At 67.3% G+C, this 20,202-nt stretch carries 21 protein-coding genes and 1 riboswitch; of the genes, 7 read left to right on the top strand and 14 right to left on the bottom strand.

Annotation, left to right across the window (positions count from 1 at the left end; genetic code table 11):
• Positions 1-260 precede the first annotated feature (260 nt).
• The 8 genes from M7H19_RS17650 to M7H19_RS17615 form a co-directional block, all read right to left on the bottom strand.
• Complete coding sequence (locus M7H19_RS17650) at positions 261-2,021, bottom strand: ABC transporter family substrate-binding protein (protein WP_298182941.1); 1,761 nt, start codon at positions 2,019-2,021, stop codon at positions 261-263.
• A 307-nt stretch (positions 2,022-2,328) separates the two neighbouring features.
• Positions 2,329-4,242: an ABC transporter family substrate-binding protein gene (locus tag M7H19_RS17645; RefSeq protein ID WP_298182938.1), complete on the bottom strand. Its 1,914-nt coding sequence runs from the start codon at positions 4,240-4,242 to the stop codon at positions 2,329-2,331.
• Positions 4,243-4,474: 232 nt separating this feature from the next.
• On the bottom strand, positions 4,475-6,397 hold the full coding sequence (gene typA, locus M7H19_RS17640; protein ID WP_298182936.1) for a translational GTPase TypA: 1,923 nt from the start codon (positions 6,395-6,397) through the stop codon (positions 4,475-4,477).
• Between the two features lie 320 nt (positions 6,398-6,717).
• Positions 6,718-7,017, bottom strand: a complete 300-nt coding sequence (locus M7H19_RS17635) for a YciI family protein (protein WP_298182933.1) — start codon at positions 7,015-7,017, stop codon at positions 6,718-6,720.
• Between the two features lie 268 nt (positions 7,018-7,285).
• Positions 7,286-7,717: an NUDIX domain-containing protein gene (locus M7H19_RS17630; protein WP_298182930.1), complete on the bottom strand. Its 432-nt coding sequence runs from the start codon at positions 7,715-7,717 to the stop codon at positions 7,286-7,288.
• 126 nt (positions 7,718-7,843) lie between these two features.
• Positions 7,844-8,893, bottom strand: coding sequence for an ABC transporter ATP-binding protein (locus M7H19_RS17625; protein ID WP_298182927.1), 1,050 nt, complete (start codon positions 8,891-8,893; stop codon positions 7,844-7,846).
• 1 nt (position 8,894) lies between these two features.
• Positions 8,895-10,538 (bottom strand): iron ABC transporter permease, encoded by a 1,644-nt coding sequence (locus tag M7H19_RS17620; RefSeq protein WP_298182924.1) that lies wholly within the window; start codon positions 10,536-10,538, stop codon positions 8,895-8,897.
• Complete coding sequence (locus M7H19_RS17615) at positions 10,514-11,587, bottom strand: thiamine ABC transporter substrate-binding protein (protein ID WP_298182921.1); 1,074 nt, start codon at positions 11,585-11,587, stop codon at positions 10,514-10,516. Before M7H19_RS17615 ends, M7H19_RS17620 begins: the two co-directional genes overlap by 25 nt.
• Positions 11,588-11,613: 26 nt before the next feature.
• Positions 11,614-11,725, bottom strand: a riboswitch (TPP riboswitch).
• 31 nt (positions 11,726-11,756) lie between these two features.
• Here M7H19_RS17615 and M7H19_RS17610 point away from each other — a divergent pair.
• From M7H19_RS17610 to M7H19_RS17590, 5 genes are all read left to right on the top strand, one after another.
• Positions 11,757-12,047 carry a 4a-hydroxytetrahydrobiopterin dehydratase gene (locus M7H19_RS17610; protein ID WP_298182918.1) on the top strand — a complete coding sequence of 97 codons (291 nt, stop codon included), beginning with the start codon at positions 11,757-11,759 and terminating at the stop codon, positions 12,045-12,047.
• An 89-nt stretch (positions 12,048-12,136) separates the two neighbouring features.
• Positions 12,137-12,391, top strand: coding sequence for a hypothetical protein (locus tag M7H19_RS17605; protein ID WP_298182915.1), 255 nt, complete (start codon positions 12,137-12,139; stop codon positions 12,389-12,391).
• Positions 12,392-12,467: 76 nt separating this feature from the next.
• On the top strand, positions 12,468-13,169 hold the full coding sequence (locus tag M7H19_RS17600) for a hypothetical protein (protein ID WP_298182912.1): 702 nt from the start codon (positions 12,468-12,470) through the stop codon (positions 13,167-13,169).
• Between the two features lie 177 nt (positions 13,170-13,346).
• Positions 13,347-14,564: a phosphotransferase gene (locus M7H19_RS17595; protein WP_298182910.1), complete on the top strand. Its 1,218-nt coding sequence runs from the start codon at positions 13,347-13,349 to the stop codon at positions 14,562-14,564.
• Between the two features lie 115 nt (positions 14,565-14,679).
• Positions 14,680-15,003 carry a hypothetical protein gene (locus tag M7H19_RS17590; RefSeq protein ID WP_298182908.1) on the top strand — a complete coding sequence of 108 codons (324 nt, stop codon included), beginning with the start codon at positions 14,680-14,682 and terminating at the stop codon, positions 15,001-15,003.
• A gap of 88 nt (positions 15,004-15,091) precedes the next feature.
• Here M7H19_RS17590 and M7H19_RS17585 read toward each other — a convergent pair whose 3' ends face one another.
• From M7H19_RS17585 to M7H19_RS17575, 3 genes are read right to left on the bottom strand one after another with little or no spacing between them, the layout of a single operon-like run.
• Positions 15,092-15,757, bottom strand: coding sequence for a response regulator transcription factor (locus tag M7H19_RS17585; RefSeq protein ID WP_298182903.1), 666 nt, complete (start codon positions 15,755-15,757; stop codon positions 15,092-15,094).
• Positions 15,754-17,259 (bottom strand): HAMP domain-containing sensor histidine kinase, encoded by a 1,506-nt coding sequence (locus M7H19_RS17580; protein ID WP_298182901.1) that lies wholly within the window; start codon positions 17,257-17,259, stop codon positions 15,754-15,756. The genes M7H19_RS17585 and M7H19_RS17580 overlap by 4 nt, the downstream gene beginning before the upstream one ends.
• Entirely contained in the window at positions 17,259-17,600 is a 342-nt protein-coding gene (locus M7H19_RS17575; protein ID WP_298182898.1) for a hypothetical protein, read from the bottom strand. The genes M7H19_RS17580 and M7H19_RS17575 overlap by 1 nt, the downstream gene beginning before the upstream one ends.
• Positions 17,601-17,730: 130 nt before the next feature.
• On the opposite strand from M7H19_RS17575, the gene M7H19_RS17570 reads away from it, so the two are divergent.
• A complete protein-coding gene (locus tag M7H19_RS17570) occupies positions 17,731-18,324 on the top strand; it encodes a GNAT family protein (RefSeq protein ID WP_298182895.1) in 594 nt (197 codons plus the stop codon).
• Here M7H19_RS17570 and M7H19_RS17565 read toward each other — a convergent pair whose 3' ends face one another.
• Entirely contained in the window at positions 18,325-18,804 is a 480-nt protein-coding gene (locus tag M7H19_RS17565) for a class I SAM-dependent methyltransferase (RefSeq protein ID WP_363321384.1), read from the bottom strand.
• Positions 18,805-19,045: 241 nt separating this feature from the next.
• Between M7H19_RS17565 and M7H19_RS17560 the strand changes: the two genes are divergently transcribed.
• On the top strand, positions 19,046-19,480 hold the full coding sequence (locus M7H19_RS17560) for a GNAT family N-acetyltransferase (RefSeq protein WP_298182890.1): 435 nt from the start codon (positions 19,046-19,048) through the stop codon (positions 19,478-19,480).
• A gap of 161 nt (positions 19,481-19,641) precedes the next feature.
• Here M7H19_RS17560 and M7H19_RS17555 read toward each other — a convergent pair whose 3' ends face one another.
• Positions 19,642-20,058, bottom strand: a complete 417-nt coding sequence (locus M7H19_RS17555; protein ID WP_298182888.1) for a type II toxin-antitoxin system death-on-curing family toxin — start codon at positions 20,056-20,058, stop codon at positions 19,642-19,644.
• On the bottom strand, positions 20,055-20,202 hold a 148-nt coding region (locus tag M7H19_RS17550), incomplete at its 5' end, for a CopG family transcriptional regulator (RefSeq protein WP_277068567.1). The genes M7H19_RS17550 and M7H19_RS17555, both read right to left, overlap by 4 nt.

Genomic DNA, 20,202 nt, shown 5'->3' with positions numbered 1-20,202 from the left:
GCCACCATCACGAAAACCAAGAAGCTTCCGATCAACAGGATCGGAATCGATATCGCCAGACGGCGAAGGATGTAGAAAACCAGGTTCAACGACTTGCTCCTAGTCCCGGGATCGCCCGGAATTATTTCGTCACCGTCCCGTCCCACGGTAGTGGGGGTCGGGTTTGCGTGAACAGCTACTAACGTCGGCCGTCGGGGACCGGCGGGTGACCGGCCCCCGACAGCGTCAGACGTCAGCCGGTGACGCGAGAGACCCGCCGATTACTCGGCGGCCTCCCACTCCCCGACGTTCCACAGTGCACCGTAGTACGACTGCATGTACACGCGGTCAATTCCCCGGAAAGCCCACATCGACGGCGTTTCGAACAGCGGGATCGTCGCGTAGTTCTCCGCGATCGCCTCGTCGGCCGCGATGTAGTGCTCCAGAGCCTCCTCCTCCGAGGTCGCCGAGGTCGCCTTCGCGTAGGCCTCATCGATCTTCGGGTCGGACAGGCCCTGCCAGTTCTGCCCACCGTCGGTGATGTAGAGGGACTTCTGCGTGGCCTTGAACGGCGCGGACGACCAGCCGAACAGGGCGATGTCGTAGTCACCCTTGTCGACGCGGCCCTTGAGGAAGTTCGGGTCCGTGTCGTCCTTGACCTCGATGCCGGCGGCCTGAGCCTGCGACTGGATGATCTCGACCGTCTGGCTACGACGCTCGTTCTCGTTGTGCGAGATGGAGACCGAGAACCGCACCCCGTCCTTCTCGTAGATGCCGTCCTCGCCCTTCTTCCAGCCGCCCTCTTCCAGGGTCTTCATGGCCGCTTCGGGCCCCTGACCCATCTTGTCGCTGTAACGGTCCTCGTAGCCTTCCTCACCGGTGAAGAAGACGATGCTGCCCAGCGGCTCGGCGTCCTCCTGGACCGGCTTGAGCAGCTTGTTGACGATCTCCTCCCGGTCGACGACCTGGAAGAACGCCTTACGAGCGGCCTCGTCCTTGAAGACCTCACGGTTCAGGTTCAGGTCGAGGTGCTCGTAGGTGAGCTGCGGAGCGGAGGCGTACGTCACACCCTGCGAGGTCAGGCTCTTGAGGGTGTCGGCCGCGGTCACGTCCGGCTGGGTCGACGCGACGACGTCGATCTCACCGTTCTGCAGCGCGGTCGCCATGGCCTTGGTGTCCGGGATCGCGCGGACCGTGACCTCCTTCGGGCCACCCTTCGCGCCGATCCAGTGCGGGTTCTTCTCCAGAACCACCGTGTCGGAGTTGCTGTCGAAGGACTTGATCTTGTAAGGACCCGATCCCGGCATGAGCTCGGGCTTGAAGCCCTTCCACTCACCGGCCCAGAAGTCGGCGACCTTCTCGGCCTCAGCCGAACCCGGCTCGACCTCACGGATGTCGGAGATGCCGAGCTCCTGCTCCACGATGTGCGCGGGCATCATGCTCGTGCTGTTGAACAGTTCCTCGTAGTCGAGGTAGGGCTCGCTGAAAACACCCTTGAAGGTGTAGTCGTCGACGCACTCGGGCTCGATGAGCTCGTAACCCGTGGTGGACGCCGCGTTGAAGCCTTCGGTCGTGCCGGAGTGAGCCAGCCACGAGAGGTAGAACTCACGGCAGTCCCACTGGTCCTCGTCCGACCACTTGACGCCCTCCTTGATCTTCCACTCGACGGTGAAAGGGTCTTCGGAGGTCAGCTCGATGGACTCCATCACGTCGCCGTTGAGCAACACCTTGTTGTTGCCGTCCAGCACGGTGGCGCCCGAGAGCACACTGACCAGAACGTAGGTGTTGTACGAGCTGTTGGCGTCGGCGGTGTCGTTGTTGTACGCGGAGTAGCCTTCGTCGACGGCCACCGTGACCGGGTCCATCTCAGGCACGTCGGCGAGCACGAAGGTGTCACCTTCCTGCGCCTTGCCCTCCGCCATACTCGCGGCGTCACTGGTCGAGCCGTTCCCACCCGCGTCACCGCCGCCGCCGCACGCGGTCAGCACGAGCGCTGACGCGGCGAGCAGCGACCACGCGGAGATGACCTTCGATCTCCTCATTACGTGCCCTCCTAGCACTGAGTCCCGGACTTCCGATTTTTGGGGACCCACACTCTCCGGTTAGCGCCGGAGCTTATGACACGCCCATCACACTCGATTGGCGCACTGCGGGGGAACGCTAAGAAGGATGACCACCATCGGTCATTACTTCTTGAAAGATCGTGACCAAAGGGTGACATCTATCTAGCGAACGCAACATACATCAGTAACGAACAGTGACCACTATTGACACTGACTGAGCAGTCGATTACTACATTTGCCGATATCCGGGTGATCACTGTGGTGGAGAGGGCACGCCCCGGGAGGACTATCGAGGCGCACGAGTCCAGTCGACAGCCGACGAGAACGGCCCGGCCAGTGGAGGTCCGGCGGTCACACCGGACACCCCGGGCCCCACGGCGAGAGTGTCGGCCAGCTGGAACAACGGGATGGAGATCCTCTGGGCCCAGAGCTCGGGCTCCACATCGGCGAGTCCTTGCTTCAACGACGTCTCGCCCGTGAGCACGGAGTCGATCACGGACTGCAACTCCAAATCGCAGAACCCGGCCACGTTGGTCGGCACGACCTGTCCGGCCTCCGCCGTGTCCGTGTCGTTCGACTTGCCCGGCTCCGCTGTCGAGGTGGAGTCGGATTCCCGGCCGGTCTCGCCGGATTCGCCGTCTCCCGCGTTCGAGTCCTTCGATTCTCCTTCGGCGTCGTCGGCGTCGTCGGTGTTCTCGGCGTCACCGTCGGTGTCACCGTCCCGGTCCCCCGATCCGCAGCCGAACCACGATGCCAGCGTGGTGGCCGGGTCGGCGCTGACGGCGCGGGGGATCACGGCGATGTCGATCCCGACCTGCCCATTGGTGGGGGCGGGTTCACCGTGGGCACCGCCGTCCAAGTCGACGGGTGCGGACAACGCAGAACCGAACAACTCCTCCGACGGCGGGTGAACGACGTTGACGTCGATTCCCTCGGCGATCAGCTGCTCCTCCAGCTTCGCCGCGATGCGGGCATACGGTTGTTTCTGCCCCGGCGAGGCCACCACGAGCGACAATGTGCGCCCGTCCCGGACCCAACTGCCCGCCTCGCGTTCGTAACCCGCCTCGGCCAGCAACTCGTACGCCTTCTCGGTGTCCCGCCGCAACGGCGCACCGGAGCCGGGAATGGTGTGTTTGTATTCCTCCTCCGACGGTGGCAGCACCTGCGCGCTGGCGCGTAGATCGGCGGAGTCCCCGCCCCTCGTGCCCTCGTCGATGAGCGCGTCGCGGTCGATCAAAGCGCTGACGGCCTCGCGGACCTCGTCCTCGACCAGCGCCGGACCGACCGGTCGCAGCACCACGTCCACCACGTACGGCTGGGCCACCACGCTCAGGTCGACGTCCTCACCGAGGTCGGCGAGCAGTTTGCGGGTGTCACCGTTGACGCTGCCGAGCGCGAACTGGGCGCTTCCGCTGCGCAGAGCCGACACCATGCCCGGCCCGTCCGCCCGCTGGAGCACGATGCGGTCCACGGCCGCGGGCTTCTCCCAGTACCGCTCGTTGCGTTCGAGCACGAGCTCACCCCTGGCGGTGTCGATCGTCTTGATCCCGAACGGGCCACCGTACGCGGGGAAACTCTCGGCCAGCGCGCCCCGCCAACCCCCCGGAGCGTCCTTCATCAGGTGCGCGGGCAACAGATTGGAGAACAGCGTCCGCCAGCCGGGGTAGGGCTCGGAGAACATGACCCGAACCAGCTTGCCGCCCTCACCGGGTTCGATCGAGGAGATCAACTCGTAGCCCGCGGGATTGACCACGCCCGGTTGAGTCTTCATGGCCTGGGCGAGGTAGGAGAAGTCCTCCACGGCGATGGGCGCACCGTCGGACCAGGAGGCGTCCGGCCGGATGCGGTAGGTGACCGTGAAGGGGTCCTCACTGGTCACCTCGGCCGATTCCATCAGGCTGTCGTCGAGCGTGAAACCGTCTTCCTCGCTCGGCCGGAACACCGAAGGCAACAGCAGCTGGGACAACGCCGTGGTCACCGTGGAGGCATCGGCGAGCAAGTGCGGGTTGTAGCCGCCGACGATGTCGTCCACCACGGCGACGATCTGGGAAGGCGTTTCGGCAGGCGGTTCAGAAGTTTCAGCGACCGGGGAGCTCACGACGGGCGGGGGCGGGGTGTTCGAACACGCGACCAGCACACCGGCGAGGGCCAGCACCAGCGCGACCAACCAAGGTGTTTTCCGACCACCGTTCGTTCGCACGTCGCAGCCCCTCCCTGCTCATCACCTGGCACCGACCCACCCCGGTCTCACATCGACGGTGCCGCGTCCGGTGAGCCTGCCAGACCGGAGAACACACCCGCTCGCCCATCCGACTCTTTCGGTTCCCCTGCTTGGCTGACGCGCGGGCCGACCATGTGGTTCCACAGTCTCTCAAGCCCGTCCGTGACAAGGTGCCGGACACGGGAACTGTGTCGGTCGCCTCGCCGGCGAATCACACGTTGCGGTCGCGGCGACGGTCCCTGGACCGCTGCTTGGCGCGCTGCGACGAGTCGAGGACGACCTTGCGCAGCCGCACCACCTTGGGCGTGACCTCGACGCATTCGTCGGAAGCGCAGAATTCGAGCGCCTCCTCCAGGCTGAGAATGCGTGGCCGGGCCAGCCGTTCGAGCTCGTCGGCGGTCGAAGACCGCATGTTGGTGAGCTTCTTCTCCTTGGTGATGTTGACGTCGAGGTCCTCGGCACGGGGGCTTTCACCCACGACCATGCCCTCGTACACTTCGTCGCCGGGTTCGACGAAGAACGTGCCGCGATCGGCCAACTGCAGGAGCGCGTAGGCGCTGACAGGGCCGGACCTGTCCGCGACCAGCGAACCACTGTGCCGCGCACGGATTTCGCCTGTCCAGGGGAAATAACCCTCGAAGATGTGGTTGGCGATGCCCGTGCCCCTGGTCTCGGTGAGGAAACTGCTGCGGAACCCGATAAGACCCCGCGACGGGAGCACGTACTCCAGCTTGACCCGCCCGGTGCCGTGGCCGTCCATCTGCTCCATGCGGCCCTTACGGGCGGCCAGCAGCTGCGTCACGGCGCCGAGGTGCTCTTCGGGCACGTCGATGTAGAGCCGCTCGAACGGCTCGTGCAGGGTGCCGTCGATGGTGCGGGTGACCACCTGCGGCTTGCCGACGGTCAGTTCGAAACCTTCACGCCGCATGGTCTCCACGAGGATCGCGAGCGCGAGCTCGCCCCGGCCCTGCACCTCCCAGGTGTCGGGACGTTCGGTGGGCAGCACGCGGAGACTGACGTTGCCGACGAGCTCGCTGTCCAGCCGCGCCTTGAGCAACCGGGCGGTGAGTTTGTCGCCGCCACCACGACCCGCGAGCGGCGAGGTGTTGACCCCGAACGTCATCGAGATGGCGGGTTCGTCCACCGTGATACGCGGCAGCGGTTCGGGGTGCTCCGGGTCGGCGAGCGTGTCGCCGATGGTGATGTCGGGGATACCCGCGATGGCCACGAGATCACCGGCGCTCGCCTCCTCGGCGGGCACCCGGGTGAGCGCTTCGGTGACGAGCAGTTCGGAGACACGGACACTCTGCACGGACCCGTCCTCCCGCAGCCATGCGACCGTCTGCCCCTTGCGCAGCCGACCGGCGTGGATGCGCAGCAGCGCGATGCGGCCGAGGAAGCTGGACGCGTCCAGGTTGGTGACGAGCGCGCGCAACGGCGCGTCCGGATCAGCCTTCGGCACGGGGATGTGCTCGAACAACACCTCAAACAACGGGTCGAGGTCGTCGCCGTCGGGGAGCTCGCCGTTGGCAGGCCGTTCGAGGCTCGCCATGCCCGACCTGGCGGCAGCGTAGACCACCGGCATCGACAACACCGCGTCGAGCGCGTCGTCGTCCATCCCCTCGATCTCACCGGCCAGTTCCAGCAGCAGGTCGTGGGTCTCCTCAACGACCTCGGCGATACGAGCGTCGGCACGGTCGACCTTGTTGACCACGAGGATCACGGGAAGCCGCGCGGCGAGGGCCTTGCGAAGCACGAACCGGGTCTGCGGCAGTGGGCCTTCGCTGGCGTCCACGAGCAACACGACACCGTCGACCATCGCGAGACCACGCTCGACCTCGCCACCGAAGTCGGCGTGTCCCGGCGTGTCGATGACGTTGATGGTCACCGGCCCGTCCGGGGTGACGCGGCGGATGGCGGTGTTCTTGGCGAGGATCGTGATGCCTTTCTCCCGCTCCAGTTCACCGGAGTCCATGACACGATCCACGGGCTCGGACCGTTCGGCGAAAGCGCCGGACTGCCGCAGCATCGCGTCGACCAGCGTGGTCTTTCCGTGGTCGACGTGGGCGACGATGGCGATGTTGCGAAGGTCGGTACGGACTTTCCCGGCAATGTCGGTGCGGGCTGTGGGCACGCGAGAAGCTCCCTGATACAGAAATGATGGTGGGCGACCGGCGGGCGCACGGCCGACCTGGTCCTTCCGACAGCATAGAGGCGCGCGGAAGGCGGTTCTCGCGCGCGGCCGGGAATCGAGCCGACAATCGGCGTGCAGACGGGCGAAACGCGGCACTGCCCTGAACCCGTACTCGAACCCGTACTCGGGGCTCACGCTCAAGGACTCACTTGAGACTCACTTGAGACAGCACCGCCGGAACGTCACGCGGAAAAATCCGCAGGAACCCGCGAGAAGATCGCTTCTCGCGGAGGCGACCGAGGTGACGACCGGCTTTTTCATCAGCGGGTCAGCGTTTCATTCAACGCGCGCAATTCGGGACCGGTGCGGGTGGCTGAGAATTCGATGACCCTGTGGTGAGCGAGATTCCGCAGTACCAGCGGGTCCCCCGCCAGCGCGGCTTCGAGCCTGCTCTCCGACACCGGTCTGGTCAGCAGCACCTCCCCGCTGTGATCCGTCTTGCGTCCCGAGGCCAGCAGGTATCCACGCTCGTACTGCCTGCCAAGCCACTCGGCGTGTTCCGGCAGAACATAGTCGATCTCGACCAATGGGGCCGTGTAAGTCAACAGAACAACGTACATACCTCCACGCTAGGCCCACGATACCGGCCCCGCCGAGCGCAAGACACAGATATCTTCCGCGGACTTCACGCACGACATCCGTGGCGATACCGAAACCGGGACGGAAAGGCTCCACGACAATTCTCCGTCGTGACTCGTTCACCCACAGCGATCCTTTCCCGGAGCCGTCCGAATACCCCTCCCCCCGAAGATTCTTTCCAGGAACTTCCTTTGTTCAGGGACCTATCGATGACATATCGACATTTCCCGTCGAGTCGAGCACGAATCGTCAGTGGTCGGTACCCACCAGCTCGCGTAACGCGGGGACGAGGACACGATCGGCGGGCAGCCAGTCGAGCTCGGCCAGCTCGTCGGCGGGCGACCAACGCAGTGTCCTATGCTCCACCGCGCGCGGCTCCGCCTCACCTTCGCGCAACGTCGCGGCGAACACCCGAAGTACCTTCCCTCCCGGTAAAGGCACGTCGGGCCCCACGCGCTCACCCACGACGACCTCGACGCCGAGCTCCTCCCTGCACTCGCGGCGCACGGCCTCGGCATCGGTCTCCCCGGCTTCGACCCGCCCACCCGGCAACTCCCACAGTCCCGCGAGCTCGGCCGGATACGCGCGCTGCTGTACGAGCAGCAACCCGTCCCGCACGATCGCCGTGCCCACAACGACAGGTGGCACCAGGGCGGTGTCACCGGCTCCGTTCGGTCTCATGAACGCGGAAAACCTCCCGAAAAGCCACCGAAAACGCCGCACCACAGACACAGAAGGCACAGAGTCGGCAAACCGTATCCCGCCGTATCCCGCCGCATATCCCGCTGTCTCCCGCGGCCCCACCGTTCACGCCCCCACGAAAGCCACGCCGTCGACGTCGAGTGACAGAGCCACCCGGTCACCCGGTACGGCCCTGCTGGTCATCGCCGCCACAGCGGCCACCTCCGGCAGGTCCCCGTCGGGTCGCACGGACAGCCGCACGTGGTCGCGGCGATGCACCCGCGCCAGCACCTCGCCCCGCACGGCCGCACCGGAGCCGACCCCGCCGCGATCGTCCCGGCCGAGTTCGACGGCTCGAACCGCTCCCGGACGCAGTCCCACGCACACGTCCCCGTCGGCGACCCCGGGCAGCGACACCTCCCCCAGCGCACACCGCACGCGCCCGTGTTCGGCCCGCCCGGGCAGGAACGTCGTAACCCCGAGGAAGCGGGCCACCCGCTGGTCCACAGGCCCGCGCCACACATCGAGCACGTCACCCACCTGCCGGATCACACCGTCGTCGAGCACGGCGATCCGGTCGGCGAGGGTGAACGCCTCCTCCTGGTCGTGAGTGACCAGCAGTGTGGTCGTCTTGGTGCGCCGCAGTAGTTCGGTGACCTCGATCGCGAGCTGTTCGCGCAGCTCCGCGTCGAGACCGGACAACGGCTCGTCGAGAAGCAGCAACCTCGGCTGCGGCGCGAGCGCCCGCGCCAACGCCACGCGCTGCGCCTCACCACCGGACAGCGCGGTGATCTTGCGGTGTTCGTATCCGGACAGTCCCACCAAATCCAGCAGAGTGCGCACACGCTCTTCCCGCGCGTCGCGTTCCACTCCCCGCATCCGTAGCCCGAACGCGATGTTGCCCGCCACGTCCCGATGGGGGAAGAGCTGGCCGTCCTGGAACACCAAACCGAAGTTGCGGCGGTGCACGGGCACTCCGGAGAGATCGTCGCCGTCCCAGCACACCCGGCCGGTCACCGCGGATTCCAGTCCCGCGATGGCCCGCAACAGCGTCGACTTACCCGAACCCGACGGGCCGAGCAGCGCCAACACCTCACCGTCGGCGATCTCCAGGTGCACGTCCCGCACCGCCACGAAATCCCCGTAACGCACGGTCAGATCGGCGACCGTCAACATGTCAGAACTCTCCCAGCCGTGCGTGCGGCGCACGCACACTTTCGATCAGTGCCGCCACGAGCCCCGTCACCACCATCAACAGAACACAGCCCGCGTAGGCCATGAGGTGGTTCAGCTCGCCGGGGCGGTTGATGAGGTCGGCGATGGCGACGGGCAACGTGGGCGCGTCGGGCCGGGCGAGAAAGCTGGTGGCACCGAACTCGCCGAGCGCGACGACGTACCCGAACGCCGCCGCTGCGACCAACGACCGTGCCACGAGCGGGAAATCGACCTCGCGCCACACACGCACGGGCCCCGCCCCCAGAGTCGCCGCGGCCTGACGTAGCCGTTCGTCCACCGAGCGCAGCACGGGAAGGACCAGCCGCACCACCATCGGGATGATCACCAACGCCTGAGCCAACGGCACCAGCAGCGGTGAGGTGCGTAGATCCCACGGCAGATCGCCGAGCGTCACCAGATACCCGAAGCCGACGGTGACGGCGGACACGCCGAGAGGCAGCATCAGAACCGCGTCGGTGACCTCCCCCGTCGCCCGAACCCCCCGCTGGGGCGACCGGCGCAACACCACGACGGTCACGGCCGCGAGCACGCCCACGACCAACGCGAGCAGCGTCGCGTCGGAGGCGGTGCGCAACGAGTTCAGCGCCGCGTCCCAGCCCGTGACGTTCAACGCGCTGTCCTGCCCGGAACCGGACAACGCGCGGTACCCGTCCCAGGTCCAGCCCTCCCGGCTCCACACCGAGCGGACCACCAACGCAACGATCGGGGTGAGCAGCAGACCGAGCACCACGACCGCGGCCGCCACCACCCCCCACTCGCCGCCTTCCGGCCTGCGCGCGGCGTGCCGCGCCGACCGCAATCGCGCCGCCGTCTCGTTACGGCGGCGGGCCAACGCGCCGACCGCCAAAGCGGCGACCACGGCGACGAGCTGCACCAGCGACAACGCGGCAGCCCCGGAGAGATCGAGCAGATTCACCGTGCGGAGATAGATCTCCGTCTCCAACGTCCGATACTCGTTGCCGCCGAGCATCAGCACCACACCGAAACTCGTGGCGCAGAACAGGAACACCACGGCCGCCGCCGACGACACGGCCGGCAACAACGCGGGCAGTGTCACCGTGGAGAAAGCCCGCCAACGCGACGCACCGAGCGACCGCGCCGCATCCTCGACCCGCCGGTCGAGCTGCGACCACAGCCCGCCGACCGTGCGAGCCACGACGGCGACGTTGAAGAAGGCGTTGGCCACCACGATGCTCAGCACGCCCCCGTCCGGCCACAACGCGCGAAACGCCAACCCCACCACCACGGCCGGCAGCACGAACGGCACCAGAACCAACGTGCGCACCACCGTGATGCCGGGCAGCCGCACCCGGGCCAGCAGGAACGCGAGTGGGAACCCGGCCAGTACTGCCACCACCGTGGCGGCCAGCGCCTGCGTCACCGTGAACGCGGCCAGCCTCCACGTGGACGCCTCGGCGAGGGCATCGCCCACACCTCCGTCGGCGAATCCGAATCGGATGATCGCGACGACCGGCCAGGCGAAGAACAGACCGAGGAAGGCGACGGGCAGGGCACCGAGCGCGCCGGCCGCCCATACCGAGCCCGAACCGGGCCGAGCGGTCAACCTTCGAGCAGCCCGCGCCATTCCGAGATCCAGCGTTCGCGGTTGTCCTGGACCTGTTCACCGGGCAGCGAAATCGAGTCGCGCGGCATCGGTGCGGCCTGCTCCCACCCCTCGGGCAGGGCCACGCCCTCCCGGGTGGGGTACACGTACATGTTGTTCGCAAGAGTCGACTGGAACTCGTGCGACAGCAGGAAGTCGATCACCTTGCCCGCTTCGTCGGGATGCTCGGTGCCCGCCAACACACCCGCGTACTCGACCTGCCGGTAGCAGGTGTCGAGCAACGCCTTGGTGCGGGGCTTGCCGTCCTGTCCGATCTCGGCGGCGGGCGACGACGCGTAGGACAGCACGATCGGCCGGTCGCCCTCTCCGGAGGAACCGGAGAACTCCTGGGTGTACGCCTCGGTCCAGCCGCTGACGACCTTCACGCCGTTGTCCTTCAGTTCACTCCAGTAGTCGGCCCAGCCGTCCTCGCCGTACTCCGAGATCGTGGCGAACAGGAACGCCAGCCCGGGCGACGACGTGGCCGGGCTCGGCACGACGAACAGGTCCTCGTAGACCGGGTCGGTGAGATCGTCGAGACCGGACGGTTCGGGCACGTCGTTGTCGGCGAACCACTCACTGTCGATGTTGACGCACACGTCGCCGACGTCCACGGCCGACAGCCGCTGCTCCCGGTCGACGGCGTAGCGCTGCGGTCCCCGATCGGCCTCCGGGGAGGTGTACGGCTGGAAAACGCCCTCCGACAACGCCCGGGACGCGAACGTCGAGTCGACACCGTATGCCACGTCCGCGATCGGGTTGTCCTTGGTGAGAACGAGCTTGTTCGTCAGCTCTCCCGCGTCACCCTCCTTGCGAACCTCGATACGCACGTCCGCACGTTGCTCGAAAGCAGCGACCACCTCCTGCGGAACGGCCCAGGACTGGTGCGTGACGAGGGTGACCGTCACCGGCTCGTCCGCCGAGTCGTCCTCGGTCCCGATGACCGTGCATCCCGCCGTGAGGGCACCGGCCGACAGCAGCGCGACGACCGCGCGTAACGACGTTGACAAATGGCCCGGTCCCTGGCCCATTCAGCCTCCTCGCCGTGACCGCGCAGGATGGCCGCCGGCCACCTTCCTGCGTCGGCATGATCCGAATCAGGTGCGAACGGTCGTGGGCCCGCATGCCCACCTCTCAGTCCGGTGTGCCGGACTCCCGTGGCAGCGTGCAGCGTACCCGGCGACATACCACGATAGGTCCATGACGGAGTTACTCAGTGACCGACGCATCGACGAGGCCCTGCGCGAACTGTCCGAATGGCGCCGGATCGACAACGCCATCGAGCGCAGCGCCGAACTGGCGAGCTTCCCGCAAGCCATCGAGGTGGTGAACCGGGTGGCCGAACGCGCGGAGGCGGCGAACCACCATCCGGACATCGACATTCGGTGGCGCACCGTGACTTTCCGCCTCAGCACCCACTCCCACGGCGGGATCACGGAGAAGGACGTCGCGCTCGCCGGTGAGATCGACCACGTGATCTCGGACGTGTGATTCCTACCTTTTCGGGCAACTCTCCTGTGGGCGCCGAACGTTGGCGTGGATGAGAGATCCGACCACCTGGCATCCGAGGGGAGTGCGCGATGAACCGCTTCGTCCGGCGTGCACCGTTCGCGTCGGTGCTGGCGATGCTGATCACCTTCGTGGTGGGCACGGTACAGCCCGCGATCGCGGAGTCCGGCGATTCCGGCCCTCCCCCGGAGAGCGCTCCCACGTCGACGCCGGACGGAGTAATCCAAGCGCTCGTGGTGGGTAGCACCGCCTTCGTGCTGATGCTCGCCACCGCCGCCGCCGTGCTGTACTACACGGCCAAACGGCGACGAGATGAACCTCTGTGACATCGCGGTTACTCTCAGTGCGGTTCTCCGCAGTGTGGCAAGTCACATTGCGGATCTTCCCCACTGAAGGAGTGCGATGTACCGGAACCGTGAACTGGCCGCGGCGGCGGCCTTGCTGCTGGCACTGACCTCGACCGCCTGCTCCGACGGCGGTGACGCCTCGAGCGAGGCCGCCACGCAGTCCACATCGACCGAGTCGACCGCCGCGACGCCCGACGAACTGGGCCAGCTGCGCGAGATGTTCGATGATTACCGGGAGGCGTTGCGAAACGGCGACGGCGAGGCCGCGGCCGAACTGGTCACCACGAGCACGATCGACCACTACGGCGACCTGGCCACGCTGGCCGCGACGGGCGGGCCCGAGGAGATCGGCGAACAAGGTCCCATCGATCGGATGACCGTGGCTCTGCTCCGGCACGACCTCGCCACGGAGGAGATCGAAGCGATGGACGGTGTGGCGCTGTTCACGTACGCCGTGGAGAAGGACGTCATCGACGAATCGACGATCGCGTCACTGGAATTGGACGAGGCCACCGTGGCCGACGACCGAGCCATCGCGACGGTGAAGGGCGAAGGCGCGCCGGAGGGCTCCGAGCTGGCCTTCGTCCGCGAGTCGGACTCGTGGCGACTGGACCTCATCTCGATGATCGAGGTCTCGGACAAGGTCATCGTCGAACTGGCGAAGCAACGCGACGTCGACGAGGACGAACTGGTCCTCCAACTCGCCTCCGCCACCGCGGGCGACACCGTCGAGAAGACGGTCTTCGAACGCCCCTGACGAATCCGAAGCCGCATGGCTGCGGGGCGGCTCCGCTTTACACGAAGTCCCGGAAACGGCCGTAGCCGCCTCGCACCCATGTCCGATCGCGACACCGGCCTCTTCGAGGACACGCGATGAGAAAACCCTCATCGAGCGCTCATCGACGTCCCACGGTCCTCGTCCACCCTGAGGTGAATGACCGTGACCTCCAGTTCCCGCCGGGACCTCGATGTTCTGCTCGGCGACTCAGCGCGAGACCTCGTGGGCGCCGTTCTCGACGCGGCCGCACGAAGTACCGACGACACGGATGCGACGGGTGTGCGCTCGGTGCGGCCCGCGGCGGTGACCGTGCGCCCCTCCGGGGCCACACTCGTCCGCTACGCGGTGGAGTTGAACCGACGGGACGGCTCCGTCGTACGGGAGACCCTCGTCGCCGCGACCGGCTCCCTGATACCCGACGGCGCCGCCGTCGTAGCGGGTGAACTCGACGGCGAACCGATGAAGGTGGGCCTGTGGCGATGGCCGCACGACCCCGCGCTTCCCGCGTTGGCGCACGTCGTCGACCGCGACCGGCTCCGCACCGTGCTGGCGTACGCCGGGATCACGCCCACCGACCGGATCACCGTGCACATCCGCGCGTACCGGCCGGCACGGCGAGCCGTCCTGGCGATCACGGCGGGACCACACCGACTGTTCGCCAAGATCGTTCCCCCAGCGAGCCTGCCCGGGCTGCGCACCCGGCATGAACTGGTCTCGGCGCGGCTTCCGGCGCCTGAGTTGCTGGCCACCACGGACGACGGCCTCGCGCTCATGCCCGCACTTCCGGGCTCCTCGGCGCGGGCGGCCCTGCGGGACGGGCATCGCCTGCCCGACGCGGAGACGCTGGAGGACCTGCTCGACCGCCTGCCCGCCGACCTCACCACGCTGTCCGCGCGGACGGATCACCGACGCCGCGCCCGGCACTACGCGGCCGTACTCGCCCTCACGGCGCTGCCCGAGGAACCGGACCGTTCCCGAGTGGCCGCGCTCGCCGACGCGATCTCCGAAGCCGGCCCCGGAGAACATCCGGTGGTGCCCGTTCACGGTGACTTCTACGACAACCAGCTGCTTCTGCGTGAGGGAACGGTGACGGGGCTGCTCGACATCGACACGGCCGGACCGGGGCATCGCCTCGACGACTGGGCCACGTTCCTGGCGCACCTGGCGGTGCTCGACACGACCACGGCCCGCGGCTGGGCCCGGGCCATCCTCCGCCACGTGGAGACGCGGTTCGCCCCGGACGAACTCCGGCCCCGCGTCGCCTCGGCGGTACTGGGCCTGGCGACCGGCCCGTTCCGCACCCAACGGCCCGACTGGGCCGAACTCACCCGGCACCGCGTCGCCGTGGCCGAACAGTGGCTGAACGATCGATGAGAACGCCCTCATGTGGTTCTTCGGGTGTTCTCACAACCGGCCGCGAGTCTGGATCACGTCGGACAACGACACGGATGTCACGGACGACACGGACACAGTCGAAAGGAACACGACCATGGCAGCACGTCCCAACTGGAAGGTCCTCACGGTCAGTGCCGCGCTCGCGGGGCTCGGCATCACGGGAGCCGGCATCGCGATGGCCGACAGCGACGGGGCGGGGTCCTCGCGGGTCGAGCCAATCGAGGTGAGCGCGGCCCAGGCACCGGCCGACCCCTCCGGCGACAACGCCGACCGCGGAAACGGCAACGCCGGTGGGAAGCAGGACAACGCTCACGCCGACGACAGCCCTGACAACACCCCGGACGACGCTGACGACAGCCCTGACAACACCCCAGACGACACGCCCGATGACGCCGACGACACGCCCGACAACGACTGACGGCAGCTGACAGCGACTTGAAGGATCGGTGACAAGCCTGCCGGACTCCCCTGTCGAGTCCGGCAGGCTTCGTACTTTTCCGGTTCCGCTAGTCGCGTTCCTCCAACCGGTAACCCATACCACGCACCGTGGTGATCCGGTCGGCGCCGAGCTTGCGGCGCAGATAGCGGACATAGACGTCGACGACGTTGGACCCGGGATCGAAGTCGTAGCCCCACACCTGGCTGAGCAGCTGCTCCCGCGACAACACCTGGCCGGGATGCCTCAAAAACGTCTCGGCGAGCGCGAACTCCCGCGCCGACAGATCCACCGTGTCACCGCCCACGTGCGCACGCCGGGTCCGCAGGTCCAGCTGTAGTCCACCGTAGGTGAGCACGGTCGGCTCCGAGGAACGATCGGACATCAGCCGCAACCGCACCCGGGCCAGCAGCTCCTCGAACCGGAACGGCTTGGGCATGTAGTCGTCGGCGCCGCCTTCCAGCCCCGCCACCGTGTCCTGCACGCTGTCTCGCGCCGTCAGGATGACCACGGGGATCGGGCAGCGTTCCGCCCGGAGCTTGCGCAGCACCGTGAACCCGTCCAAGCCGGGCAGCCCGATGTCGAGCACCATGAGGTCGAATGACCCGGTGAGCGCGTACTCGTACGCGGCGTTTCCGTCCTCCACCACCGTCACCGTGAACCCGTTGGCGGTGAGCCCCTTGTCGATGAACGAGGCGATACGGGGTTCGTCCTCGGCGACCAGGATGCGGCTCATCGTCTCCCCTCCGTGTGACGTCCGTGGGGCGGTGCGGCCACGGTAGGGACCTCGACGGTGAACATGGCACCGCGCCCCGGTTCGCTGTCCAACGTGACTCTGCCGCCGTGTGCGACGGCGATCGCCCGCACGATCGACAGGCCCAGGCCCGCGCCGTCCGAACGGCGCCCGGAGCCGCCGCGCGCGAATCGTTCGAAGATCCGCTCACGGTCCTCCTCCGCCACCCCTACCCCGGAGTCCGCGACCCGGAACCGCACGAGTCCGGCACCGTGGTCGGAGCCGAGGACGATCCGTCCGCCGTCCGCCGTGTGGCGGACCGCGTTGTCGGCCAACGCCACCACGGCCTGGGTGATGCGCTGCGGGTCGAGCACCGCTTCCGTTCGGGCGACACCGTCGAGCGCCCAGTCCCGGTCACCGAGGCCGGTGATCTTGTCGAAGATCGCCTCGGTGAGTTCGGCGACGTCGACGGGTTCCGGGTGCAGGAACTCCGGCTGTTCGGAACGGGCGAGCAGCAGCAGGTCCGACACCATGCGGTTCATGCGCCCGAGTTCGTCGTCCACGAGCTCCACCGTGTTCCCCACGTCCTCGGGGTCGGCCGGGTCGAGCACCTCCAGGTGTCCACGGACGATCGTGATCGGTGTCCGCAGCTCGTGGCCCGCATCGTCGACGAACCGGCGTTGCTCGGCCACCGCTCCTTCCACCCGGTCCAGCATCGCGTTCACCGTGTTCACCAGTTCCCCGATCTCGTCCCCGGGGCGGTCGGAGCGCTGCGGAATCCGGCGGGACAGATCCGTGTCGGTGATGGACCGCGCGGTGACCGTGATGTCCCGCAACGGCCTCAGGATGCGCCCGGCCACCACCCAGGCGCCGGCGGCGGCCAACAGGACGGTGCCCACACCCACGCCCAGCATCAGGCGCGCGAGCTCGTTGACGTCCTGACGTTCCTGGTCGGCGAAGTAGGCGGCGACGATCACGCCGTGTCGAGGATCGCCGTCCAGCCGCACCGGCACGGCGAGGTAGCGCACCTTTCCCGCGGCGCTCTCGTAGCGGCCTTCCGTGGGCTCACGCACCGTTGCCACCTGCGCGGTGAAGTTCGGATCGTTCGCCAGCAGCACCGGGGCCTGTTGACGACTCTGGTAGGCGAATTGGCCGTCGACGTAGCCGAGGAACTTCTCGTTGGGGCGGGCGAGGTTGTAGGTGATGGCGACGTTGAGTACCTCGTCCACCCCGCTGAACGGACGTCCCGTGGACGGGTCGATGCCGCTTTCGGTGAGGGTGCCGAACTCCCCGATCTCGCTGCGCAGCGCCTCGTCCATGCGCCTGTTGACGTCGTCGACGGACAACTGCCAGGTCACCAGGGTGAGCAACGCCAGAGCCGCGAGCACCAGCAGCAGCATCCAGCCGATGATGCGGGCGCGAGCCGTGGAGAGCCTGCGCTGCCTGGGTGTCCTAGGTGCCGGGAAGGTGCCGGACGGCGTGGTGTGGGTCGAAGTCGAACTCATCAGTCGTCGCCGTCGTCGTCATCGTCGTCGTCATCGCCGATGTCATCGCGGTCGTCGACGTCGTCGAGCGCGGGCGGCGGGTTGACCATGCCGTCGTCGTCGGCACCGTCGTCATCGTCATCGTCATCGGCACCGTCGTCATCGTCATCGTCGCGGTCGTCGTCGGTACCGGTCGGGGCGGGCGATGGAGTCGACGACGTTTTCGGGGGTGTGGCGGGTGTACTGACGTTGATCGATTTCGGCAGCGGCGTCGCCGGTTCCGAATCGGTGAGCAGCAAAACCGCTGCCAGCGCCACACCCACAACAACCAGCACGGACACGATGGCGAGCGGACGTTTCACCTGGTCGAGTCTAGGCCGCGGTGGATTGGCCCGCCGTGAGAACAAGATGAGAACACTCTCATCCACACTCTCATCCACGCAGCGTTATTCGGTGGCCTTCGTCTCCCCGCTACGGGCAAGATCGACACCCATGTCCGCACCGTCGTTCGCCGAGAAACCGACTCTGCCGGGGCGAAGAGTCCTGTTGCGTCCCGTGACCACCGCCGATGCACCCATGCTCGTGGCGGCCCTGGCCGACCCGGAAGTGCGACGGCTCACCGGCACACACCACGGTCTGGAACCCGGCAAGGAATGGGAACGGGCACGGCACTGGTACGCCACCCGCGCCGACCACACCGACCGGCTCGACCTGGCGATCGTCGAACGGGACAGCGGTGACTGCGTCGGCGAGGCCGTGTTGACCGACCTGGACGTCGACAACCGGTCGTGCGCGTTCCGTATCGCGCTGGCGGGCGGCCACCTGTTCGGACGCGGATACGGCACCGAAGCCACTCACCTACTGCTCGCACACGCCTTCGACACCGTGGGACTGCACAGGGTGGAGTTGGAGGTGTTCGCGTTCAATCCGCGTGCCCGCCGGGTGTACGAGAAGGTGGGGTTCACGTGGGAGGGTACGAAACGCCACGCGCTGTGCTGGGACGGCGAGTGGGTCGACCTGCACGTGATGGGTTTGCTCGCCCACGAGTGGCACGCCCATCGGGGATGTCCCGAGCGGACTCGGTGATCACTCGCGCACGGCCACGAACACGAACTCACGTCCGGGACGATCGGAGGCGCCCCGGACGTCCTCCGCCCGAAACCCCGTGTCCCGTAGAGATCGCTCGATCTCGTCCCGGCCACGGAACCGCAGCGTCGAGTCGGAGACGAGTGTGGTCCCGTCGTTGTCGAACACGTAGGTCCAGCGGAACGACACCAACGGCTCGGCCACGTCCAACACCTGGCACCACGTGCGGACCACGCCCGTACCGGGGATGTCGGTCTCGCTGAAGGTGCGTTCGGGGGTCCAGTCGGTCCACGCGCGTCGCGCCGGGTCACGCGTTTCGAACACCAGCCTCCCGCCCGGTCGCAACGCCGCGTGAATACCACGCAACGTCTCGTGCCAGTCGTCGTCGGTGAGGAACACCTGGGCCACGTTGGCGGTCATGGTGGCGAGATCCACCGCCAACGGGGGCAACGTGGTCGCATCTCCGTGCAGCCATCGCACTTTCTCGGCAAGGGGCTTGCCCCGTGCGATGTCGAGGGACGCGGCGGCCCCACCCTCCTCTACGATGCGGGCATGGAGTGTTTCGCAGCGGGCCGGATCCGTGTCTGAGAGCGGCCCTTTCGGGCCGTGAGTGAAGCCGTCGCATCCGAAACGACGGTTCCTTCTTCACGCTCTCAGCAGAAAAGCTTCCTCCATGGACATCCGTCCGCTCACACCCCGGGACCTCTCGGTCCTTCTCGAGTTGACGATCGACACTTTCGAACCGTTCTACGAGCACTCGTTCCGCCCACTCGTCGGTGACATCGTCTTCACCAACCGGCACGGGAACTGGCGAGAGGACTACCGTCGGCACCTCGCCGGTCTGCATGCTCCGGAAGACGGCCGGTATGCCGCCATCGCCGAAGACGACGAGCGGATCGTGGGATTCATCGGCTGGGTCCTCCAGCCCGCCGAGCGTCACGGCGAGATCGACCTCCTGGCTGTCACGGCCGACAGCCGTCGGCGCGGCGTCGGCAGGGCGCTCGTCGAACACGCGATCGCGCATTTGAAGACCGGCGGCGCGGAGGTCGTCTCCATCGGCACCGGCGGGGATGATTTCTACGCCCCTGCCCGCGCTCTCTACGAGGAACTCGGGTTCACCCCGTTCCCCAACGTCAACTACACGAAGGCGATCTGATCCCCTTGGGGAGGTCGTCGCCGCGCAAGACGGCCCCTCCCCGACCGACATACCGTCCATCACCGGCATCGCATTCCACGATGGCCTTTTAGAGGGGCCTTTAGAGGGCCGCTCGACAGACCTCTCGAGGGAAGAGGTACGGCTGGCGAATCCACATTTGACTACCCGTCGAAACGGAACTCCCCCGGTTCGCGAGGACCCGTGACATCCGGCCGGGTCCATGCGGAAAGTCGGTATGCGGCGTCGGCATAATTGACCGCTCCTGTCGACACACCGATGACCAGGTCGTAAGCATCGTCTTCCGGCGCGTCCAGGTCGACACCGTTGAGCCCGTAGAAGGAGAACACGGCCATCCACCCCAGGCGTTTGTTGCCGTCGATCAGCGGATGGTTGCGCACGATCGACTCCAGCAACACGGCCGCTTTCTCGTGCAGGGACGGATACGCGTCTTGAGCGAACACCGAAGCCCTTGGGCGGTGAGCCGCCGAATCGAGCAGACCGACGTCACGAACCTCGGGCACACCCAGGTCAGCCGCGAGAGTCAGCAGGTCTTCCAGGGTGAGGTACTCCACCGTCACCGGGCGAGGCGGTCGAGCAGGCCGGCGTAACGAGCGCGACCTTCTCGGGACAGCGCCCTCACCCGTTCGTCGCGGACACGCCGGGCCGCGGCCTCGGTGATCGCACGCGCGGCAGCCTCGTGCTTACTGATGCCCTCGGCCCGT

It is taken from the genome of Saccharomonospora sp. (assembly GCF_027317685.1).
Taxonomy (GTDB): domain Bacteria; phylum Actinomycetota; class Actinomycetes; order Mycobacteriales; family Pseudonocardiaceae; genus Saccharomonospora.
Note: the sequence above shows the minus strand (reverse complement) of the source record. Positions and strands in the feature narration are given on the sequence as shown.